Source organism: Streptomyces sp. NPDC007896, assembly GCF_042959425.1.
GTDB lineage: Bacteria > Actinomycetota > Actinomycetes > Streptomycetales > Streptomycetaceae > Streptomyces.
Genome location: NZ_JBIBKX010000006.1, coordinates 162717 through 184112, shown reverse-complemented (window position 1 = coordinate 184112; position 21396 = coordinate 162717). Strand labels below are relative to the sequence as shown.

19 protein-coding genes and 1 pseudogene are annotated in these 21396 nt (G+C 70.0%); 17 read left to right on the top strand and 3 right to left on the bottom strand.

Annotated elements, in window-relative coordinates; all coding sequences use genetic code 11:
- Positions 1-102 precede the first annotated feature (102 nt).
- Positions 103-2079, top strand: coding sequence for a threonine--tRNA ligase (gene thrS, locus ACFZDJ_RS20965; protein ID WP_168507329.1), 1977 nt, complete (start codon positions 103-105; stop codon positions 2077-2079).
- Positions 2080-2142: 63 nt separating this feature from the next.
- On the opposite strand, the gene ACFZDJ_RS20960 is transcribed toward thrS, so the two are convergent.
- Positions 2143-2820, bottom strand: coding sequence for an ion channel (locus ACFZDJ_RS20960; RefSeq protein WP_390936720.1), 678 nt, complete (start codon positions 2818-2820; stop codon positions 2143-2145).
- 67 nt (positions 2821-2887) lie between these two features.
- On the opposite strand from ACFZDJ_RS20960, the gene ACFZDJ_RS20955 reads away from it, so the two are divergent.
- Entirely contained in the window at positions 2888-3448 is a 561-nt protein-coding gene (locus ACFZDJ_RS20955; protein WP_266685288.1) for an HIT domain-containing protein, read from the top strand.
- 129 nt (positions 3449-3577) lie between these two features.
- Here ACFZDJ_RS20955 and ACFZDJ_RS20950 read toward each other — a convergent pair whose 3' ends face one another.
- Together ACFZDJ_RS20950 and ACFZDJ_RS20945 are read right to left on the bottom strand one after the other, a co-directional pair.
- The gene (locus tag ACFZDJ_RS20950; protein WP_385377096.1) at positions 3578-5251 is read right to left on the bottom strand and encodes a hypothetical protein; all 1674 of its coding nucleotides are present in this window, start codon (positions 5249-5251) and stop codon (positions 3578-3580) included.
- Positions 5252-5408: 157 nt separating this feature from the next.
- Positions 5409-7604, bottom strand: coding sequence for an elongation factor G-like protein EF-G2 (locus ACFZDJ_RS20945; protein WP_384906466.1), 2196 nt, complete (start codon positions 7602-7604; stop codon positions 5409-5411).
- A 216-nt stretch (positions 7605-7820) separates the two neighbouring features.
- Here ACFZDJ_RS20945 and pgsA point away from each other — a divergent pair, with 216 nt between their 5' ends.
- The 15 genes and pseudogenes from pgsA to ACFZDJ_RS20870 all read left to right on the top strand — a co-directional run bounded on the left by pgsA (position 7821) and on the right by ACFZDJ_RS20870 (position 21257).
- Complete coding sequence (gene pgsA / locus ACFZDJ_RS20940) at positions 7821-8543, top strand: phosphatidylinositol phosphate synthase (protein WP_384906196.1); 723 nt, start codon at positions 7821-7823, stop codon at positions 8541-8543.
- Entirely contained in the window at positions 8540-9529 is a 990-nt protein-coding gene (locus tag ACFZDJ_RS20935; RefSeq protein WP_391060715.1) for a phosphatidylinositol mannoside acyltransferase, read from the top strand. The genes pgsA and ACFZDJ_RS20935 overlap by 4 nt, the downstream gene beginning before the upstream one ends.
- Complete coding sequence (locus ACFZDJ_RS20930; protein WP_355309689.1) at positions 9526-10686, top strand: glycosyltransferase family 4 protein; 1161 nt, start codon at positions 9526-9528, stop codon at positions 10684-10686. Before ACFZDJ_RS20935 ends, ACFZDJ_RS20930 begins: the two co-directional genes overlap by 4 nt.
- A 356-nt stretch (positions 10687-11042) precedes the next feature.
- A pseudogene (locus ACFZDJ_RS20925) lies at positions 11043-11201 on the top strand (SUMF1/EgtB/PvdO family nonheme iron enzyme); the annotation flags it as partial.
- A gap of 25 nt (positions 11202-11226) precedes the next feature.
- Positions 11227-11772, top strand: a complete 546-nt coding sequence (locus tag ACFZDJ_RS20920; RefSeq protein WP_054233941.1) for a hypothetical protein — start codon at positions 11227-11229, stop codon at positions 11770-11772.
- Between the two features lie 258 nt (positions 11773-12030).
- Complete coding sequence (gene pdxS / locus ACFZDJ_RS20915; RefSeq protein WP_168507316.1) at positions 12031-12954, top strand: pyridoxal 5'-phosphate synthase lyase subunit PdxS; 924 nt, start codon at positions 12031-12033, stop codon at positions 12952-12954.
- A 39-nt stretch (positions 12955-12993) separates the two neighbouring features.
- A complete protein-coding gene (gene pdxT, locus ACFZDJ_RS20910) occupies positions 12994-13602 on the top strand; it encodes a pyridoxal 5'-phosphate synthase glutaminase subunit PdxT (protein WP_101406234.1) in 609 nt (202 codons plus the stop codon).
- A 74-nt stretch (positions 13603-13676) separates the two neighbouring features.
- Positions 13677-14429 (top strand): YebC/PmpR family DNA-binding transcriptional regulator, encoded by a 753-nt coding sequence (locus ACFZDJ_RS20905; protein ID WP_054233944.1) that lies wholly within the window; start codon positions 13677-13679, stop codon positions 14427-14429.
- Positions 14430-14627: 198 nt separating this feature from the next.
- Entirely contained in the window at positions 14628-15209 is a 582-nt protein-coding gene (gene ruvC / locus ACFZDJ_RS20900; RefSeq protein ID WP_391060713.1) for a crossover junction endodeoxyribonuclease RuvC, read from the top strand.
- On the top strand, positions 15206-15814 hold the full coding sequence (ruvA, locus tag ACFZDJ_RS20895; RefSeq protein WP_097226432.1) for a Holliday junction branch migration protein RuvA: 609 nt from the start codon (positions 15206-15208) through the stop codon (positions 15812-15814). The genes ruvC and ruvA overlap by 4 nt, the downstream gene beginning before the upstream one ends.
- 119 nt (positions 15815-15933) lie before the next feature.
- Positions 15934-17004, top strand: coding sequence for a Holliday junction branch migration DNA helicase RuvB (gene ruvB, locus ACFZDJ_RS20890; RefSeq protein WP_390936707.1), 1071 nt, complete (start codon positions 15934-15936; stop codon positions 17002-17004).
- Between the two features lie 163 nt (positions 17005-17167).
- Positions 17168-17680, top strand: a complete 513-nt coding sequence (gene yajC / locus ACFZDJ_RS20885) for a preprotein translocase subunit YajC (protein ID WP_384906193.1) — start codon at positions 17168-17170, stop codon at positions 17678-17680.
- Between the two features lie 139 nt (positions 17681-17819).
- Positions 17820-19595, top strand: coding sequence for a protein translocase subunit SecD (secD, locus tag ACFZDJ_RS20880; protein WP_391060710.1), 1776 nt, complete (start codon positions 17820-17822; stop codon positions 19593-19595).
- Between the two features lies 1 nt (position 19596).
- On the top strand, positions 19597-20712 hold the full coding sequence (secF, locus tag ACFZDJ_RS20875) for a protein translocase subunit SecF (RefSeq protein WP_391060708.1): 1116 nt from the start codon (positions 19597-19599) through the stop codon (positions 20710-20712).
- Positions 20709-21257, top strand: coding sequence for an adenine phosphoribosyltransferase (locus ACFZDJ_RS20870; protein WP_168507306.1), 549 nt, complete (start codon positions 20709-20711; stop codon positions 21255-21257). Before secF ends, ACFZDJ_RS20870 begins: the two co-directional genes overlap by 4 nt.
- Positions 21258-21396: the final 139 nt, after the last annotated feature.

Below are 21396 nucleotides of genomic sequence, written 5' to 3'. Positions count from 1 at the left end.
ACCGTTTCGCGGAGGGTGCCCCGGGCTCGGTAGGATCGCCGGGCAGGCATTGCACTGCCATGCCCACTGGGTGAGCTTGCCCCCTTCAGTCAGGAGAGACCGGTGTCAGACGTCCGTGTGATCATCCAACGCGATTCCGAGCGGGAAGAGCGCGTGGTGACGACGGGCACTACGGCCGCCGATCTCTTCGCCGGCGAGCGCACCATCGTCGCGGCCCGTGTGGCCGGCGAGCTGAAGGACCTCGCGTACGAGGTGCGGGACGGCGAGGAGGTCGAGCCCGTCGAGATCTCCTCCCAGGACGGTCTCAACATCCTGCGCCACTCCACCGCGCACGTGATGGCGCAGGCCGTGCAGGAACTCTTCCCCGAGGCCAAGCTGGGCATCGGCCCGCCGGTCAAGGACGGCTTCTACTACGACTTCGACGTCGAGAGGCCGTTCACGCCCGAGGACCTCAAGGCCGTCGAGAAGAAGATGCAGGAGATCCAGAAGCGCGGGCAGCGCTTCTCCCGCCGCGTCGTCACCGACGAGGACGCCCGCGAGGAACTCGCCGCGGAGCCGTACAAGCTGGAGCTCATCGGCATCAAGGGCTCCGCGTCCTCGGACGACGGCGCGGACGTCGAGGTCGGCGGCGGCGAGCTGACGATCTACGACAACCTCGACGCCAAGACCGGCGAGCTGTGCTGGAAGGACCTCTGCCGCGGTCCCCACCTGCCCACCACCCGCAACATCCCGGCGTTCAAGCTCATGCGCAATGCCGCCGCGTACTGGCGCGGCAGCGAGAAGAACCCGATGCTCCAGCGCATCTACGGCACCGCCTGGCCCTCCAAGGAGGAGCTGAAGGCGCACCTCGACTTCCTGATCGAGGCCGAGAAGCGCGACCACCGCAAGCTGGGCAACGAGCTGGACCTCTTCTCCATCCCGGACCAGATCGGTTCAGGGCTCGCCGTCTTCCACCCCAAGGGCGGCGTCATCCGCCGGGTCATGGAGGACTACTCGCGGCGCCGCCACGAGGAAGAGGGCTACGAGTTCGTCTACACCCCGCACGCGACGAAGGGGAAGCTCTTCGAGACCTCGGGCCACCTGGACTGGTACGCCGACGGCATGTACCCGCCCATGCAGCTCGACGAGGGCGTGGACTACTACCTCAAGCCCATGAACTGCCCGATGCACAACCTGATCTTCGACGCGCGCGGCCGCTCGTACCGTGAACTGCCGCTGCGCCTCTTCGAGTTCGGGACCGTGTACCGGTACGAGAAGTCGGGCGTCGTGCACGGTCTGACCCGCGCCCGTGGCTTCACCCAGGACGACGCGCACATCTACTGCACCAAGGAGCAGATGGCGGAGGAGCTCGACAAGACGCTCACCTTCGTCCTGAACCTGCTGCGCGACTACGGCCTGACCGACTTCTACCTGGAGCTCTCCACCAAGGACCCGGAGAAGTTCGTCGGCTCCGACGAGGTCTGGGAGGAGGCCACCGAGACGCTGCGGCAGGTGGCCGAGAAGCAGGGCCTCCCGCTCGTCCCGGACCCGGGCGGCGCCGCGTTCTACGGTCCGAAGATCTCCGTCCAGACCAAGGACGCCATCGGCCGGACCTGGCAGATGTCGACCGTGCAGCTCGACTTCAACCTGCCGGAGCGCTTCGACCTGGAGTACACCGGCCCCGACGGCTCCAAGCAGCGTCCGGTGATGATCCACCGCGCGCTGTTCGGTTCCATCGAGCGCTTCTTCGCGGTGCTCCTGGAGCACTACGCGGGCGCGTTCCCGGCCTGGCTGGCGCCCGTGCAGGCGGTCGGCATCCCGATCGGCGACGCACACGTGGAGTACCTGCAGAAGTTCGCCACCGAGGCGAAGAGGAAGGGTCTGCGGGTCGAGGTCGACGCCTCCTCCGACCGTATGCAGAAGAAGATCCGCAACGCCCAGAAGCAGAAGGTGCCCTTCATGGTCATCGCGGGCGACGAGGACATGGCGGCCGGCGCCGTCTCCTTCCGCTACCGCGACGGCTCGCAGGAGAACGGCATCCCGGTCGACGAGGCGATCGCCAAGATCATGAAGGTCGTCGAGGAGCGCGCGCAGGTCTGACGCGCAGGTCCGACACGTACGGTGCTTCCTTGACGCGTACGTGGCCGAAGGCCCCCGGAGAGCTCAGCTCCCCGGGGGCCTCTGCCTGTACCCGTTCTCGTCGTTCTCGTCCTCACGCGCGAACACCTGGAGCAGCCAGGACGAGAACGAGCCGGTCACCGCGCCGAGCAGCGCCAGACCGCACACCATCAGCACCGACGCGATCGTGCGCCCCATCGGAGTCACCGGCACCACGTCTCCGTACCCCACCGTCGTGAGCGTGGTGCAGGTCCACCACACCGAGTCCCCGAACGTCCGGATCGAGGCGCCCGGCGCCCCGCGCTCCTGCTGGTAGACGGCGAGGGAGCCCGCGAAGCCGAGCAGCGAGGCCGACAACCCCGCGTAGAAGACCACACGCGCGTGCAGGGAGAGACGGGGCTCTCCACGATGACGCTGTACGGCCTCGTAGACCTTGACGATGCGCAGCGGACGGAGCAGCGGCAGCAGGAGCGCCAGGGTGTCCACCGGGTGCGCGCGGACGAAGCCGAGGCGCTGTCCGCTCAGGCGCCAGCGCACCGCGTAGTCGACACCGAACAGTGCCCAGGCGGCCAGCATCGCCGCCACACAGGCCTCCCGCCAGACGACGGGCAGTGTGGGCCCGAGAACCAGGACGGCGTACGCGGCGAGAAACAACGCCGAGGCCAGGCTGAGCGGGACCTCGGTGCGCCGTTCCCACCGGGCCTGTCGGCTGTCGTCGTCCATCGGCCCAGCTTGGCCCGGCGAGCATTCGGGAGAGCCCCGCCGACACGCCGCGAACGGGCGAAGCAATATGCTGCACCACATGACGAGTGAGCCGGAGCAGCAGATCGGAGTGGGAACGCAGGACGCGTTCCAGCGCTTGTGGACGCCCCACCGGATGGCTTACATCCAGGGCGAGAACAAGCCCACCGGCCCGGGGGCCGACGACGGCTGTCCGTTCTGCTCGATCCCCGCCAAGTCCGACGAGGACGGGCTCATCGTGAGGCGCGGTGAGCAGGTGTACGCGGTGCTCAACCTGTACCCGTACAACGGCGGCCACCTCATGGTCGTGCCCTACCGTCATGTCGCGGACTACACCGACCTGACCGACCCGGAGACCGCCGAGCTCGGCGAGCTGACCAAGCAGGCGATGACCGCCCTGCGTACCGCTTCGGGCGCGCACGGCTTCAACATCGGCATGAACCAGGGCACGGTGGCGGGCGCGGGCATCGCCGCCCACCTCCACCAGCACATCGTCCCCCGCTGGGGCGGCGACACCAATTTCATGCCGGTCGTCGGCCACACCAAGGTCCTGCCCCAGCTCCTGGCGGACACCCGCAAGATGCTGGCAGAGGCCTGGCCGAGCCGGTAGTCCGGTCAGGGGTGCGCCCCCGTAGGGGCGCGGGGCTGTGACAACATGCGGCTCCGCCGCGTGGGCGCGATCAGCCCAGGACGACCCGCACCCGACGGACGGCCTTTCCTCTGCACGTCCGCCGGTGGCTCACGCGTCGTAGAGGTCCGCCTTCCGAGGCGACGGATCCTGCACGGCCGTGCTGAGGAACGCCGAGCGGTTACCGAACTTCTCCGTGTCGACCCCGTTCTCGTCCAGCACCTTGATCGCCGCCGCGTGGACGACACGGAGCACCGGCGTGGCCGCCCGCAGCGCGTCGTCGGCCATGAAGCGGTGCCGCCAGGGCTGGTCGGCCCACGCGTGCCGCAGGCCGAACGGCTCGGGCAGCGTCAGCTTGCCGCCGAGCCAGTTCAGCAGCGGCGGGTACCCGGTGAGCGGGGCGCGCGCGGCGAGACGTACGACCTCGTCCGTGGTGACCAGCGGCAGCTTCACCTTGCGGGTCTCCCAGAACTTGACCGCCTTGGCGACCTCCTTCGTCGGAGCCTCGGGCTTACTGGTGAACAGGGAGTGCACGGGACCCAGGGCGTGCCCGGTGATCTCGATGCGCAGCGTCTCGTGCAGCACGGTCACGGTGATCAGCATGGTGATGATCAACTGGCCGTCCCACAGTGTCCACTGCACGCCGAGGTAGTGCCGCTGGCCGCTGCCGAACTGCTGCTTGTTGCAGATGTCCTGTATGGCGTGGCTCTTGATCGTGTACGCCTCGACGTCCGTGCCGCCCGGCCGGGACACCTCCTTGGCGTTCTCACCGATCGGCGAGACGATCCAGTGCTTGATCGAAGGGGTGGGGAAACCACCGGTGTTGAGCGGGCCGCGCTCCAGCATGCGGAGCTTGTCGTGGATGTTGCGGACGACGTCCCAGCTGCGGAAGGGGTGGATCTCCTTGTCCGGGTCCTTGGGGACGAGGTCCTCGGCGAGCTGCCAGCTGCCCCAGCGGGTGCCCATGCCGAGTATGCCCTTGGGTCCGGCGTAGAACACCGAGTTGGACTGCTGCTCGGCGCCGAGGGCGGCCAGGGCCTGGCGCAGCCGCTCGGCCGCCGTCTCGCCCGGGCTGCCGGGCACCGCCTCCGGGATCTTGGCGCCGAGACCACCGCCGGACAGCAGGCTGTCCCAGCGCTCGCGCAGGTCCTTGGCGGTCCGCTCGCAGATCTGCTTGGCCCAGAGCCAGCCGATCACCGGGAGGACCACCGACGCACGCGCGTACCAGGCCCAGAAGCCGGTGAAGGGCATGCGGACGAGGAAGACCACGGCGAGGGCGCCGAAGGCGACCAGGAGCGTGGTGCCGAGGGCGCCGGCGCGCTTGTTCGTCTGCTTGGCGATCATGGACCGGAGCTGGAAGACCAGCAGCCACACCAGCAGCCCGGGCAGGAACAGCACACCGCACAGCACCATGACGGCCGACAGCCAGTTGTCCCGCTCCCGGCGGATGCGGTTCGCCGCGAGGCAGTGCTCGACGACGACCTGCGGCTCGGTGCCGAAGGACTGGATGAGGGGCTTGCGGCCGGCGCCCAGCATGCGGTCCACCACCGCCCGCCCGAAGGCCTCGCCGAGGTTGGGCCTGAAGATCGTGGCCCACTTGCGGCCTGAGCTGACGGTGGACTCGTGCCACTGGTTGTTCGCCTTGAGGATCTCGCCGACATCGCTGTCCCGGTACGCCGCCGAGGCCAGGGCGAAGGTCGCCGCCGTCTGTCCCGCGGAACCCGAGAGCGGCACCTGCGCCCCGGGAGTGAAATCGAAACCGTCGAACGCCACTTCCGCCCCCATCGCCGCCGCCCCCGCTCCTGCGGCTTTCCCGACTTCCCTGCCCCGCACACCTGTTGATCAGGTCATCGTCTTGATCAGTTCCCAGAGTATCGGCCGCGACCGACATTCGTCGGCGGACGGCCGAAGCCGCCCGCCGAGGGTGAAGGGAGCCGAACCGTCAGGCGTTCTGGGCCTGTTCGCGCATCCTTTCTGCGATCTGTGACGGCATCGGCTCGTGTCGTGCGTAGGTGCGGTTGAAGCGTGCGGTGCCGTGCGAGAGGGAGCGCAGATCCACGGCGTACCGTCCGATCTCGATCTCCGGGACCTCGGCCCGTACGAGCGTGCGTCCGCCGCCCGCCTGCTCGGTGCCGACCACCCGGCCGCGCCGCCCCGACAGGTCGCTCATCACGGCGCCCACGTACTCGTCACCGACCAGGACCGTCACCTCGGCCACCGGCTCCAGCAGATGGATCCTGGTGTCGGCGGCCGCCTCGCGCAGGGCGAGCGCGCCGGCGGTCTGGAACGCGGCGTCGGAGGAGTCCACGGAGTGCGCCTTGCCGTCGAGCAGGGTGATCCGTACGTCGATGAGGGGATAGCCCGCGACCACGCCCTTGGCGGCCTGGGTCCGCACCCCCTTCTCGACGGAGGGGATGAACTGCCGGGGCACGGCCCCGCCGACGACCTTGTCCACGAACTCGATGCCCGAGCCGTTGGGGAGGGGTTCGACCTCGATCTCGCAGATCGCGTACTGCCCGTGCCCGCCGGACTGCTTCACATGGCGGCCGCGCCCCGCGGCCTTGTCCGCGAACGTCTCCCGCAGGGAGACCTTGTGCGGGACCACGTCGACCTGGACGCCGTACCGGTTGCGCAGCCGCTCCAGGGCGACATCGGCGTGGGCCTCGCCCAGGCACCACAAAACGACCTGGTGGGTGTTCTGGTTCTGTTCCAGGCGCATGGTGGGGTCCTCGGCGACCAGCCGGCCCAGGCCCTGCGAGAGCTTGTCCTCGTCGGCCTTGCTGTGTGCCTGGATGGCGAGCGGCAGCAGCGGGTCCGGCATCTGCCAGGGCTCCATCAGCAGCGGGTCGTCCTTGGCCGAGAGCGTGTCACCGGTCTCGGCCCGGTTGAGCTTCGCCACGCAGGCCAGGTCGCCCGCGATGCAGTGCGTCAGGGAGCGCTGCTGTTTGCCGAACGGCGCGGACAGGGCGCCGACACGCTCGTCGACGTCGTGGTCCTCGTGCCCGCGGTCGGCCAGCCCGTGCCCGGAGACGTGCACCGTCTCGTCGGGGCGCAGAGTGCCCGAGAAGACGCGGACGAGGGAGACCCGGCCCACATAGGGGTCGCTGGCCGTCTTCACGACCTCCGCGACCAGTGGCCCGTTCGGATCGCAGGCCTTGACCTCGCGTTCCTGACCTTCAGGTGTCGTCACGGTGGGCGCCGGGCGCTCCAGCGGGGTCGGGAAGCCACCCGTGACGAGTTCCAGGAGCTCGACGGTGCCGAGCCCCTGACGGGCGCCCTCGGCGGCGGGCGCGGCCGCCAGGACCGGGAAGAAGGCCCCGCGCGCCACGGCCCGCTCCAGGTCCAGCACGAGCGTCTTGACGTCGATCTGCTCGCCGCCGAGATAGCGGTCCATGAGGGTCTCGTCCTCGCTCTCGGCGATGATCCCCTCGATCAGCCGGTTGCGCGCCTCCTCGATCAGCGGCAGCTGCTCCGGTCCCGGCTCGGCCTCCTTGCGCTCCCCGGAGGAGTAGTCGAACAGCCGCTGGGTGAGGAGCCCGATCAGCCCGGTGACAGGGGCGTGCCCGTCGGGCCCCTCCGCGCCGTGCAGCGGCAGGTACAGCGGCAGCACGGCGTCGGGGTCGTCCGCGCCGAAGGCCTCGGCGCAGATCCGTGTCATGTCGTCGAAATCGGCGCGCGCCGACTCGAGGTGGGTGATCACGATGGCGCGTGGCATGCCGACCGCCGCGCACTCCTCCCACACCATCCGGGTCGAGCCGTCCACCCCGTCCGAGGCCGAGACGACGAAAAGGGCCGCGTCCGCGGCGCGCAGACCGGCCCTGAGTTCCCCGACGAAGTCGGCGTATCCGGGGGTGTCGATGATGTTGATCTTGTATCCGTCCCAGTCGACGGGTACCAGGGAGAGCTGCACCGAGCGCTGCTGCCGGTGCTCGATCTCGTCGTAGTCGGAGACGGCGGTGCCGTCCTCCACCCGGCCCGCCCGGTTCACTGCTCCCGCCGTCAGCGCGAGAGCTTCCACCAATGTCGTCTTGCCGGATCCGCTGTGGCCGACCAGCACCACATTCCGTACGGACGCGGGGTGGTCGGCCGCTGTAGCCCTGCCGGCGGCTCCGGGGTGTGCGTTCGCCTTGTCGCCCATGGCCTTGCCTCCCGTGCACGGTGAGGTCACTTCGGGCGCGGGCGTACGGATCCGCGTGCGGTGCGGCTCCGATGACGCCCGCGGTGTCTTCGAGCTTTGCACTCGCGTCACGGTGCGTCCATACGGGGGACGCGATCCCGCCGTGACATCGACGGCATCCCACCGTGACACGGGGTGCGGGTGCCCGGCCGTCGCACAAGCGCGCGCCTGGCTACGATGGGCCAGCCGGCGGCCAGCAGGGGCCGCGCGGCGACACCGACCCTCGGGAAGGCCATGCTGAACAAGTACGCGCGTGCATTCTTCACGCGTGTCCTCACACCGTTCGCCGCGTTTCTCATCCGTCGGGGGGTAAGCCCCGACACGGTCACCCTCCTGGGTACGGCCGGAGTCATGGCGGGCGCGCTGGTCTTCTACCCCCGGGGAGAGTTCTTCTGGGGAACGATCGTCATCACGCTCTTCGTCTTCTCCGACCTGGTCGACGGCAACATGGCGCGCCAGCTCGGCCGCTCCAGCCGCTGGGGCGCCTTCCTGGACTCCACGCTCGACCGGGTCGCCGACGGTGCGATCTTCGGCGGATTCGCGCTCTGGTACGCGGGCAGCGGCGACAACAACGCCCTGTGCGCCGTCTCGATCTTCTGCCTGGCCAGCGGCCAGGTGGTCTCGTACACCAAGGCCCGCGGCGAGTCGATCGGCCTGCCCGTCGCCGTCAACGGCCTGGTCGAGCGCGCCGAGCGCCTGGTGATCTCCCTGGTCGCGGCGGGCCTCGCGGGGCTGCACAAGTTCGGGGTGCCCGGCATCCAGTGGCTGCTGCCCGTCGCGCTGTGGATCGTCGCCGTCGGCAGCCTGGTCACGCTGATCCAGCGCGTCGTCACGGTGCGTCGGGAGTCCGCGGAGGCGGACGCCGCGGCCGCGGCGCACAACAGCGGGGCCACGTCGTGACCAGTCTCCAGGAGAGGCTGGTGGACGGTGCGTACGCGCTCGGCTGGAGCACCGTCAAGAAGCTCCCCGAGCCGGTCGCGGTGCGCCTGGGCCGCACCATCGCGGACATCGCCTGGAAGCGGCGCGGCAAGGGCGTACAACGGCTGGAGAGCAACTACGCGCGCGTGCTGCCCGACGCGACCCCGGAGCGGCTCGCCGAGCTCTCCCGGGCGGGCATGCGCTCGTACCTGCGCTACTGGATGGAGTCCTTCCGCCTCCCCGCCTGGAGCGAGGAGCGCGTGCGGACGGGCTTCGACTGCAAGGACGTGCACCATCTGACGGACGGGCTCGCCTCCGACCAGGGCGTCATCCTGGCCCTGCCGCACATGGGCAACTGGGACCTCGCCGGCGCCTGGGTCACCACCAAGCTGGAGACTCCGTTCACGACCGTCGCCGAGCGCCTCAAGCCGGAATCGCTGTACGACCGATTCGTCGCCTATCGCGAGGGCCTCGGCATGGAGGTCCTGCCGCACAGCGGCGGCACCGCGTTCGGCATGCTGGCCCGGCGGCTGCGGGACGGCGGACTGATCTGCCTGGTCGCCGAGCGTGATCTGTCGGCCTCGGGCGTCGAGGTGGAGTTCTTCGGCGAGACGACCCGGATGCCCGCGGGCCCGGCGCTGCTCGCCCAGCAGACCGGAGCCGTCCTGCTGCCGGTCACGCTCTGGTACGACGACTCACCCGTGATGCAGGGCCGTGTGCATCCGCCCGTCGAGGTCCCCGAGACAGGCACCCGGGCCGAGAAGACGTCTGTCATGACACAGGCGCTGGCCGACGCCTTCGCCACGGGTATCGCCGAACATCCGGAGGACTGGCACATGCTGCAGCGCTTGTGGCTCAAGGACCTCGATCCCGGGAAGGATCCTGACAACAGGGATTCTGACAGCGGAAATCCTGACAACAAGGATCCTGACAACGCCCAGAGGGATTCCGAGAAGAGGACTCCGTGAGGATCGGCATCGTCTGCCCCTACTCCTGGGACGTGCCGGGCGGCGTCCAGTTCCACATCCGTGACCTGGCCGAACACCTCATCCGCCGCGGACACGAGGTCTCCGTGCTCGCCCCCGCGGACGACGAGACACCGCTGCCGCCGTATGTCGTCTCGGCGGGCCGCGCGGTCCCGGTGCCCTACAACGGCTCCGTGGCGCGCCTGAACTTCGGCTTCCTGTCGGCGGCCCGGGTGCGGCGCTGGCTGCACGACGGCACCTTCGACGTGATCCACATCCACGAGCCGGCCTCGCCCTCGCTCGGCCTGCTCGCGTGCTGGGCCGCGCAGGGCCCCATCGTCGCCACCTTCCACACCTCCAACCCGCGCTCGCGGGCCATGGTCGCCGCGTACTCGATCCTCCAGGCGGCCCTGGAGAAGATCAGCGCGCGGATCGCGGTGAGCGAGTACGCCCGCCGCACCCTCGTCGAGCACCTGGGCGGCGACGCGGTCGTCATCCCGAACGGCGTCGACGTCGACTTCTTCGCCCGCGCCAAGCCCAAGCCCGAGTGGCAGGGCGACACCCTCGGCTTCATCGGCCGCATCGACGAGCCCCGCAAGGGCCTGCCCGTCCTCATGAAGGCCCTGCCCAAGATCCTCGCCGAGCGCCCGGGAACCCGGCTCCTGGTCGCCGGACGCGGTGACGAGGAGGAGGCCGTCGAGTCCCTGCCCGCCGAGATGCGCTCGCGCGTCGAGTTCCTCGGCATGGTCAGCGACGAGGACAAGGCCCGCTTCCTGCGCAGCGTCGACCTGTACGTGGCGCCCAACACCGGCGGCGAGAGCTTCGGCATCATCCTCGTGGAGGCGATGTCGGCGGGCGCGCCGGTGCTGGCCTCCGACCTCGACGCCTTCGCGCAGGTCCTCGACCAGGGCGCGGCCGGCGAACTCTTCGCCAACGAGGACGCGGACGACCTGGCCGCCGCGGCCCTGCGCCTGCTCGGTGACCCCGAGCGCCGGGCCGAACTCCGCGCGCGGGGCAGCGCCCACGTACGGCGCTTCGACTGGTCGACCGTCGGCGCGGACATCCTGTCCGTCTACGAGACGGTCACGGACGGCGCGGCGGCGGTCGCGGCGGACGAACGGACGGGGCTGCGGGCGCGGTTCGGACTGGCCCGGGACTGAGCGTGCGGGACACGCCGACGCCGGGCGGGGAGGGGCGTGCGGCGCACCCGCGCGCGGGGAGGCCGGTTCGCACGGGAAGGCCGGTTCCACGGGGAGGCCAGTTCGCTTCTCCAACTCTGCGTACCGGTGCCGCGCACCGGCACGCGCACCGGCGACCGTCCCAGGCCTCCTCGTCCCCCTCCCGCGCCTGACGCCGCCGCCGTCACGCTGCCGGGCGGCGAGTTCCGCATGGGCGACGCCTTCGGCGAGGGCCACCCGGACGACGGCGAAGGACCGGTTCCGTTGCCCGAAGTGTTGTACCGGTCGCCCGAGCGGACGCCTTCACCGCGCCCTTCGGGACCTCGGCCGAGACCTCGGCGACGGACCCCGGCGAGCGGGTCATCCGCGGGGGCTCCTACCTGTGCCGCGCCTCGTACTGCAACCGCTACCGGGTGGCCGCCCGGTCGAGGAACACCCCTGACTCCTCCACCGGGCACGGCGGTTTCCGTTGCGCCTGGGACGTGGGGGAGGGGTGACCACACCCGGGTAGCCTTGCCGCCCGTGACCGCAACCCTCATCTGGATCCTCGTCGGCCTCGTCGCGATCGGCCTCTACCTGAGCTGGACCGCGGGGCGTCTCGACCGGCTGCACGCCCGGATCGACGCCGCCCGCGCCGCGCTCGACGCGCAGTTGTTGCGCCGCGCCTCGGTCGCCCAGGAGTTGGCGACCTCCGGGGTGCTCGATCCCGCCGCCTCGATCGTGCTCTACGAGGCCGCGCATGCCGCGCGGCAGGCGGAGGAGGAGCAGCGCGAGGTGGCCGAGAGCGACCTCAGCCAGGCCCTGCGGGCCGTCTTCGGAGAGGTGCAGCAGGTGGAGGCGGTGCGGGAGGCGCCGGGCGGGGATGCGGCGGCGACCGAGCTCGCGCAGGCGGTGCGGCGGGTGCCGATGGCTCGGCGGTTCCACAACGACGCGGTACGTGCCGCCCGCGCTCTTCGTCGCCACCGCAAGGTCCGCTGGTTCCGCCTTGCCGGTCATGCGCCCTTCCCCATGGCCTTCGAAATGGACGACGAGCCGCCCACCGCGCTGGCGGACCGCCCCACGACCTGACGACGGGGGTTGCTTTCGGCCGCGGGTGGGTGGGCGCTGCTCCGGGGCTGCGGGCCCGGCGGGCCGCGCAGTTCCCCGCGCCCCTGAAGGGGCGCTGCGCGCATCTTTCAGCCTGTCCGGCGTTCGGGGACGAGGCCGTGCAGGCCGATGCGGGGGCGAAAAGGATCCACCGGCTCCCCATTGGCCCTTGTTGTGGACTGGTCCACTCACGTTTCCTCAGTGCTGCAGAAACCCTCTTTCACCGAGTGAGGTCAATCCGTGTCCAGCACGCTCTCCAACACCGCCCAGTCCGCCGAGAACGCCGCAACCGGCACCGCCCGCGTCAAGCGCGGCATGGCGGAGCAGCTCAAGGGCGGCGTGATCATGGACGTGGTCAACGCCGAGCAGGCGAAGATCGCCGAGGACGCCGGCGCCGTGGCCGTCATGGCCCTCGAGCGGGTGCCCGCCGACATCCGCAAGGACGGCGGCGTGGCCCGTATGTCGGACCCGAACATGATCGAGGAGATCATCGACGCGGTCTCCATCCCCGTCATGGCCAAGTCCCGCATCGGCCACTTCGTCGAGGCCCAGGTCCTCCAGTCCCTCGGTGTCGACTACATCGACGAGTCCGAGGTCCTCACCCCGGCCGACGAGGTCAACCACTCCGACAAGTGGGCCTTCACGACCCCCTTCGTCTGCGGTGCCACCAACCTGGGCGAGGCCCTGCGCCGCATCGCCGAGGGCGCCGCCATGATCCGCTCCAAGGGCGAGGCCGGCACCGGCAACGTCGTCGAGGCCGTCCGTCACCTGCGCCAGATCAAGAACGAGATCGCCCGGCTGCGCGGCTTCGACAACAACGAGCTGTACGCCGCCGCCAAGGACCTGCGCGCCCCGTACGAGCTGGTCAAGGAGGTCGCCGAGCTCGGCAAGCTCCCGGTCGTGCTGTTCTCCGCCGGTGGTGTCGCGACCCCCGCCGACGCCGCTCTCATGCGTCAGCTCGGCGCCGAGGGCGTCTTCGTGGGCTCCGGCATCTTCAAGTCCGGCGACCCGGCCAAGCGCGCCGCCGCCATCGTGAAGGCGACCACCTTCTACGACGACCCGAAGATCATCGCGGACGCCTCCCGCAACCTGGGCGAGGCCATGGTCGGCATCAACTGCGACACCCTCCCCGAGACCGAGCGCTACGCCAACCGCGGCTGGTAAGAGGCCGGACACCAGAGACCGGACAAAGGCATCACGTACATGACTGACGCACCTGTCATAGGCGTCCTGGCACTCCAGGGCGACGTACGGGAGCACCTCATCGCCCTGGCCTCGGCGGACGCCGTGGCCAGGCCGGTGCGGCGTCCCGAGGAGCTCGCCGAGGTGGACGGCCTGGTCATCCCCGGCGGCGAGTCCACCACCATCTCCAAGCTGGCCGTCCTGTTCGGCATGATGGAGCCCCTCCGCGCGCGTGTGCGCGGCGGCATGCCGGTCTACGGCACCTGCGCCGGCATGATCATGCTCGCCGACAAGATCCTCGACCCGCGCTCGGGCCAGGAGACGATCGGCGGCATCGACATGATCGTGCGCCGCAACGCCTTCGGACGTCAGAACGAGTCCTTCGAAGCGGCGGTCGACGTCCGGGGCGTCGAGGGCGATCCTGTAGAGGGCGTCTTCATCCGCGCCCCCTGGGTCGAGTCCGTGGGCGCCGCGGCCGAAGTGCTCGCCGAGCACGAGGGTCACATCGTCGCCGTACGTCAGGGCACCGCGCTCGCCACGTCGTTCCACCCGGAACTCACCGGCGACCACCGCGTGCACGGCCTGTTCGTCGACATGGTGCGCGCGAACCGGATACCGGAGTCCTTGTAGGATCTGGGGGTCCCCCAGATCCTCAAGGTCCGGGGGAGTTCGTACAGGATGGGTTACGCGAAGGAGACAGGCAGATGTCCGGCCACTCTAAATGGGCTACGACGAAGCACAAGAAGGCCGTGATCGACGCCAAGCGCGGCAAGCTCTTCGCGAAGATGATCAAGAACATCGAGGTCGCGGCCCGCACCGGTGGCGCTGACCCGGGCGGCAACCCGACGCTGTTCGACGCCATCCAGAAGGCCAAGAAGAGCTCGGTCCCGAACAAGAACATCGACTCCGCGGTCAAGCGCGGCGCCGGTCTCGAGGCCGGTGGCGCCGACTACGAGACGATCATGTACGAGGGTTACGGGCCGAACGGTGTCGCGGTGCTCATCGAGTGCCTCACCGACAACCGCAACCGTGCCGCCTCGGACGTCCGCGTCGCCATGACGCGCAACGGCGGCAACATGGCCGACCCGGGCTCCGTCTCGTACCTCTTCAACCGCAAGGGCGTCGTCATCGTCCCCAAGGGCGAGCTGACCGAGGACGACGTCCTGGGTGCCGTGCTCGACGCGGGTGCCGAAGAGGTCAACGACCTCGGCGAGTCCTTCGAGGTCATCTCCGAGGCCACCGACCTGGTCGCGGTCCGCACGGCCCTCCAGGACGCCGGCGTCGACTACGACTCCGCCGAGGCCAACTTCGTCCCGACCATGCAGGTCGAGCTCGACGAAGAGGGCGCCCGGAAGATCTTCAAGCTGATCGACGCCCTGGAGGACAGCGACGACGTGCAGAACGTCTTCGCCAACTTCGACGTGAGCGACGACGTGATGGCCAAGGTCGACGCCTGAGCTGCCAAGGATTCATTTCGGCGGGCCCGCGGGACACGTCCTGCCGGCCCGCCGTCGTTGTCAGTGGCAGCGGTTAGCCTGTCGGGGACGGATGATGATCGCAGTCCACCGGACCGCAACCATCGATCGAGGAACCACGACGGCGATCGGCCACTTCCGCGAGAGCGGCGGCGGCTCAGCCGCAAAGGGGGGTTTGGGGTGCGGGTGCTGGGCGTTGACCCGGGACTGACCCGATGCGGTGTCGGGGTGGTCGAAGGCGTCGCGGGCCGACCCCTGACCCTGCGCGGCGTCGGAGTCGTACGCACTCCGGTGGACGCCGAGTTGGGCCTGCGCCTCGTCGCCATCGAGCAGGGCATCGAGCAGTGGCTCGACGAGTACGAGCCCGAAGTCGTCGCCGTGGAGCGGGTGTTCAGCCAGCACAACGTGCGGACGGTGATGGGCACGGCCCAGGCCAGCGCCGTCGCCATGCTCTGCGCCGCCCGCCGCGGCCTGACGGTCGCCCTGCACACCCCGAGCGAGGTCAAGGCCGCCGTCACCGGCAGCGGACGCGCGGACAAGGCCCAGGTCGGTGCCATGGTCACGAGGCTGCTCAGGCTCGACGCGCCGCCCAAGCCCGCCGACGCCGCGGACGCCCTCGCCCTCGCCATCTGTCACATCTGGCGCGCCCCCGCGCAGAATCGACTCCAGCAGGCCGTCGCGCAGAACCGGCTCCAACAGGCCGCCGCCCTGCACGCGTCGAAACCCGCATCGCAGCACGCTTCGAAAGGCCGTACCGCATGATCGCCTTCGTCAGCGGCCCGGTCGCCGCCCTCGCCCCGGACTCCGCGGTCGTCGAGGTCGGCGGCATCGGCATCGCCGTCCAGTGCTCGCCCAATACGCTCTCAGGGCTCCGGATGGGACAGCAGACCAAGCTCGCCACCTCCCTCGTCGTGCGCGAGGACTCCCTGACGCTGTACGGCTTCGCGGACGACGACGAGCGCGGGACCTTCGAGCTGCTCCAGACCGCCAGCGGTGTCGGCCCGCGCCTCGCGCAGGCCATGCTCGCCACCCACTCGCCCGACGCCCTGCGCCGCGCGATCGCCACGGGTGACGAGAAGACGCTCACGGCCGTTCCCGGCATCGGCAAGAGGGGAGCCCAGAAGCTCCTGCTGGAGCTCAAGGACCGGCTCGGCGAGCCCCTCGGCACGAGCACCGGCATCGGCGCTCCGGTCAGCACCGGCTGGCGCGACCAGTTGCACGCCGCGCTGATCGGCCTCGGGTACGCCACGCGCGAGGCCGACGAGGCCGTCTCCGCCGTCGCCCCGCAGGCCGAGGCCGCCGAGGGCACACCCCAGGTGGGCCAGCTGCTCAAGGCCGCCCTCCAGACCCTCAACCGCGCCCGCTGAACCACCGGCCGCCCGACCACCAGACCGCGAGGCACACGTGCACGCTGTGCCTTCCCGGGGAGCCCCCGGGACCCCCGACCCGATGACACAGCCGGCATGCCACGGCTAGGAGAACTTCAGTGAACTGGGACGACACGACCGACGAGAGCGACGCCGAGCGGCTCGTCGGCGCGTCCGCCGACCGTGAGGACCAGGCCGTCGAGGCGGCCCTGCGCCCCAAGGACCTGGACGAGTTCATCGGCCAGGAGAAGGTGCGCGAGCAGCTCGACCTCGTGCTGCGCGCCGCCCGGGCGCGCGGAGCCACCGCCGACCACGTGCTGCTCTCCGGCGCCCCCGGCCTCGGCAAGACCACCCTCTCGATGATCATCGCCGCCGAGATGGGCGCCCCCATCCGCATCACCAGCGGCCCCGCCATCCAGCACGCCGGTGACCTGGCGGCGATCCTCTCCTCGCTCCAGGAGGGCGAGGTGCTGTTCCTGGACGAGATCCACCGCATGTCCCGGCCCGCCGAGGAGATGCTCTACATGGCGATGGAGGACTTCCGCGTCGACGTGATCGTCGGCAAGGGCCCCGGCGCCACCGCGATCCCGCTGGAGCTGCCGCCGTTCACGCTGGTCGGCGCCACCACACGCGCGGGTCTGCTGCCGCCCCCGCTGCGCGACCGCTTCGGCTTCACCGCGCACATGGAGTTCTACGAGCCCGCGGAGCTCCAGCGCGTCATCCACCGCTCCGCGAATCTCCTCGACGTGGAGATCGGCTCGGAAGGCGCCGCCGAGATCGCGGGGCGCTCCCGCGGCACGCCCCGTATCGCCAACCGTCTGCTGCGCCGCGTCCGGGACTACGCGCAGGTCAAGGCGGACGGGATCATCACGCGCGAGATCGCCGCGGCCGCGCTCAAGGTCTACGAGGTCGACGCCCGCGGCCTCGACCGGCTCGACCGCGGTGTCCTGGAGGCCCTGCTCAAGCTGTTCGGCGGCGGCCCGGTCGGTCTGTCCACGCTCGCGGTCGCGGTGGGGGAGGAGCGCGAGACCGTCGAGGAGGTCGCCGAGCCCTTCCTCGTACGGGAGGGACTGCTCGCCCGTACACCGCGCGGCCGGGTGGCGACCCCGGCCGCATGGGCCCATCTCGGTCTGACGCCGCCGCGCCGGTCAGCGGGGGGAAACGGACAAGGGGACCTGTTCGGGGCGTGACGGCGCGGGCACTCGCGGGGTCAGGAACCCCGGTGCCATGCTGAGCGTTGTTCCCTGAGTGCGGACTCGCTTAGACTCCGCCGATGCCGCCCTTGTCGACGGCATACATACCCCCATCCAGCAGGCCGCTCACCATCGCGGTCGAAGAAGGAAGTTCCGACCCGTGAGTCTCGTGACCCTCCTCCCGTTCATCGTGCTCATCGGGGCCATGTTCCTGATGACCCGGTCGGCCAAGAAGAAGCAGCAGCAGGCCGCTTCCATGCGCAATGAGCTGCAGCCCGGCTCCGGCGTGCGCACGATCGGTGGCATGTACGCCACTGTCAAGGAGGTCAACGAGGACTCGGTCCTCCTTGACGCCGCCCCGGGCGTCGACCTGCTGTTTGCGAAGAACGCGATCGGCGCCGTGCTTTCCGACGACGAGTACAACCGCATCGTCCACGGCGCCGAGCACGACCTGGATGCGGACGGGTCGGTTGTTCCCGACGACGCCTCCTCCCTCACCGAGACCGACGAGCCCGCCGCCGACGCCTCTTCCGACGCCTCCGACGACAAGCCCCTCGACCTCGGCAAGAAGGACGTGGCCGCCGAGCCGTCCGACAAGCCCGCCGAGGCGAAGGCCGACGAGGCCGACGAAGCAGAGCCGAAGAAGACCGACGGCGAGTCCGACGCGAAGTAGTCACGCCCCGGGGACGCGGCGCGATCCGCTTGCGCTCCGCACCTCCGGGACCTGCGTTTTCGCACGGAATCCCGACACCATGTCATGGCCGCCCCCGCGCTGACCCCGCGCACGGCGGCCCGAGAGGGAGTACGAGAAGGTGGCAGCACCGAAGAAGGGCCGGAGCGCGAGCGCCCAGAGCAGGCCGGGGCGCTCGCTGGCCTTCATCCTGATCGCCATCGCGGCGCTCACGGGGGGGATGTTCCTCTCCGGGCATCCCACCCCGCGTCTCGGCATCGACCTCGCCGGCGGCACGAGCATCACGCTCACGGCGAAGAACGAGCCGGGCCAGCCGAACGCGATCAACAAGACCAACATGAACACCGCGGTCGACATCATGAACCGCCGTGTCAACGGTCTCGGCGTCTCTGAGGCCGAGGTGCAGACCCAGGGATCCGACAACATCATTGTCAACATCCCCAAGGGCACGAACTCCAAGGAGGCCCGGGACCAGGTCGGCACCACCGCGAAGCTCTACTTCCGTCCGGTCCTGACCACCGAGGTCTCCGGTTCGGCCGCGACGGCCAGCCCGTCGCCCAGCGCCTCGAGCAGCTCCTCCTCGAAGGCCACGGACAAGGCGACCTCGTCGAGCTCCGCGAGCCCGACGTCCTCCGCCACCTCCCAGGGCCGCGCGGTCACCGACGCCCTGAAGGCGGACTCCACGCCGTCCGCGAGCAGCTCCGCGAGCTCCTCGGCCAGCCCTTCGGCCTCCTCCAGCGCCTCGCCGTCGGCGAGCAGCAGCGCGAGCGCGAGCGCCAGCGCCGCGGCCACCAAACTCCAGGCCCAGTACACGGCGCTCGACTGCACGGACAAGGCGCAGCGCGCCAAGGCCGGCGAGGGCTCCAAGCCCACCGACACCACCATCGCCTGTGGCAAGAACTCCTCGGGCCAGTGGCAGAAGTACGTCCTCGGCCCCGCCGAGGTCAAGGGCACGGACATCAAGAGCGCCGCGGCGGTCTTCGACACCCAGAGCGCGGCGGGCTGGAAGGTCACCATGGAGTTCACCTCCGGTGGCTCCAAGAGGTTCGCCGACATCACCGGCAAGCTCGCGAAGAACCAGCAGCCGCAGAACCAGTTCGCGATCGTCCTCGACGGTGAGGTCGTCTCCGACCCGTCAGTCAGCCAGGCGCTGACCGGCGGCAACGCGGAGATCTCCGGCAGCTTCGACCAGACCGAGGCACAGAGCCTGGCGAACATGCTGAAGTACGGCTCGCTGCCGCTCGACTTCAAGGAGTCGAGCGTCACCACGGTGACCGCCGCGCTCGGCGGCGAGCAGCTGCACGCCGGTCTGATCGCGGGCGCCATCGGCCTCGGCCTGGTCGTCATCTACCTGGTGGTCTACTACCGGGGCCTGTCGATCATCGCCATCCCCTCCCTGCTGGTCTCGGGCGCCCTCACGTACGTGATCATGGCGCTGCTCGGTCCCACCATCGGCTTCGCGCTGAACCTGCCTGCGGTCTGTGGTGCGATCGTCGCGATCGGAATCACAGCGGACTCGTTCATCGTGTTCTTCGAACGCATCCGGGACGAGATCCGCGAGGGCCGCTCCCTGCGCCCGGCCGTGGAGCGTGCCTGGCCGCGCGCCCGGCGCACCATCCTGGTCTCCGACTTCGTGTCGTTCCTCGCCGCCGCTGTGCTCTTCATCGTCACCGTCGGCAAGGTCCAGGGCTTCGCGTTCACGCTCGGTCTGACCACGGTGCTCGACGTGGTCGTCGTGTTCTTCTTCACCAAGCCGCTGATGACGCTCCTCGCCCGCCGGAAGTTCTACGCGAGCGGCAACAAGTGGTCCGGCCTCGACCCCAAGGCCCTGGGCGCCAAGCCCCCGCTGCGCCGTACGCGCCGTCCCTCCGCCCCCGTCGACCCGAAGGAGGCGTGAGATGTCGAAACTCGGCACCCTCGGCGCCCGGCTCCACCGCGGCGAGATCGGCTACGACTTCGTCGGCAAGCGCAAGATCTGGTACGGCATCTCGATCCTGATCACCATCACGGCCATCCTCGGCCTGACGGTGCGCGGCCTGAACATGGGCATCGAGTTCCAGGGCGGCGCCGTCTTCACCACCGGGAAGACCAGCGTCTCGGTGGCCCAGGCCGAGACGTACGCGCAGAACTCGTCCGGCCACGACGCGGTCGTCCAGAAGCTCGGCAACGGCGGACTGCGCATCCAGGTCGCCGGCATCGACACGGACAAGTCCGACAAGATCAAGGACGACCTCGCCAAGGACCTGAACGTCAACACGGAGTCGATCAACGCGGACCTGGTCGGCCCCAGCTGGGGTGACCAGATCGCCAACAAGGCCTGGGAGGGCCTGGCGATCTTCATGGTCCTCGTCGTGATCTACCTGGCGATCGCGTTCGAGTGGCGCATGGCCGTGGCCGCGCTCGTGGCCCTGATCCACGACATCACGATCACGGTCGGCATCTACGCCCTGGTCGGCTTCGAGGTCACCCCGGGCACCGTGATCGGTCTGCTCACCATCCTCGGTTACTCGCTCTACGACACGGTCGTCGTCTTCGACAGCCTCAAGGAGCAGACGAAGGACATCACCAAGCAGACCCGCTACACGTACAGCGAGATCGCCGACCGCTCGATCAACGGCACTCTGGTCCGTTCGATCAACACCACGGTGGTCGCGCTGCTGCCGGTCGCCGGCCTGCTGTTCATCGGTGGCGGTGTCCTCGGCGCCGGCATGCTCAACGACATCTCGCTGTCGCTGTTCGTCGGCCTCGCGGCCGGTGCGTACTCCTCGATCTTCATCGCCACGCCGCTCGTCGCCGACCTCAAGGAGCGCGAGCCGCAGATGAAGGCCCTCAGGAAGCGCGTCCTCGCCAAGCGGGCCCAGGCCGCCGCCAAGGGCGAGCCCCTGGAGACCGAGATCACCGACGTGATGCTGGACGACGAGCCGGAGGACGACGCGCCCATGGTCGTCGGCCCGCGCAACCAGCCCGCGTCCCGCAATCGGGGCCGTGGCCGACCCTCGGGGAAGCGCCGATGACCGAGCTCACGGACATCACGACGCTGCTGCTCAGCCGTATCCGCGACGTGGCCGACTACCCGGAGCCGGGGGTGATGTTCAAGGACATCACCCCGCTCCTGGCGGACCCGGCGGCCTTCACGGCGCTCACCGACGCGCTGGCGGAGATCGCCGTGCGGGCCGAGGCCACGAAGATCGTCGGTCTGGAGGCCCGCGGCTTCATCCTCGGTGCCCCCGTCGCCGTCCGCGCCGGGATCGGCTTCATCCCCGTACGCAAGGCGGGCAAGCTCCCCGGAGCGACCCTGTCGCAGTCGTACGACCTGGAGTACGGCTCCGCCGAGATCGAGGTGCACGCCGAGGACCTGAGCGGGGCCGACCGCGTCCTGGTCGTCGACGACGTCCTCGCCACCGGCGGCACCGCCGAAGCCTCGCTTCAGCTCATCCGCCGGGCGGGCGCCGAGGTCGCGGGCGTCGCCGTGCTGATGGAGCTCGGTTTCCTGGGCGGCCGCGGCCGTCTGGAGCCCGCTCTCGCGGGCGCTCCGCTGGAGGCGCTCCTCAAGGTCTGAGGGCCGCCGTCGCGACACCTGGGGGAAAGCCCCGGGAAAGGCCTGGGAAGGCCCTGAGACACCCGTAGGACACCGCGGAGGCGGGCCCGGAGGAATCCGGAGCCCGCCTCTCGCGTTCCTCCTGTACGAGGCCGCCCCA

What these genes read in the sequence shown, in the direction of transcription:
- ACFZDJ_RS20905 (WP_054233944.1), top strand. Translation starts at nt 13,677, where the DNA reads ATGTCCGGCCACTCTAAATGGGCTACGACGAAGCACAAGAAGGCCGTG.
- ACFZDJ_RS20870 (WP_168507306.1), top strand. Translation starts at nt 20,709, where the DNA reads ATGACCGAGCTCACGGACATCACGACGCTGCTGCTCAGCCGTATCCGC.
- ruvA (WP_097226432.1), top strand. Translation starts at nt 15,206, where the DNA reads ATGATCGCCTTCGTCAGCGGCCCGGTCGCCGCCCTCGCCCCGGACTCC.
- ACFZDJ_RS20960 (WP_390936720.1), bottom strand. Translation starts at nt 2,820, where the DNA reads ATGGACGACGACAGCCGACAGGCCCGGTGGGAACGGCGCACCGAGGTC.
- secF (WP_391060708.1), top strand. Translation starts at nt 19,597, where the DNA reads ATGTCGAAACTCGGCACCCTCGGCGCCCGGCTCCACCGCGGCGAGATC.
- ACFZDJ_RS20950 (WP_385377096.1), bottom strand. Translation starts at nt 5,251, where the DNA reads ATGGGGGCGGAAGTGGCGTTCGACGGTTTCGATTTCACTCCCGGGGCG.
- pgsA (WP_384906196.1), top strand. Translation starts at nt 7,821, where the DNA reads ATGGGCCAGCCGGCGGCCAGCAGGGGCCGCGCGGCGACACCGACCCTC.
- pdxT (WP_101406234.1), top strand. Translation starts at nt 12,994, where the DNA reads ATGACTGACGCACCTGTCATAGGCGTCCTGGCACTCCAGGGCGACGTA.
- ACFZDJ_RS20945 (WP_384906466.1), bottom strand. Translation starts at nt 7,604, where the DNA reads ATGGGCGACAAGGCGAACGCACACCCCGGAGCCGCCGGCAGGGCTACA.
- ACFZDJ_RS20955 (WP_266685288.1), top strand. Translation starts at nt 2,888, where the DNA reads ATGCTGCACCACATGACGAGTGAGCCGGAGCAGCAGATCGGAGTGGGA.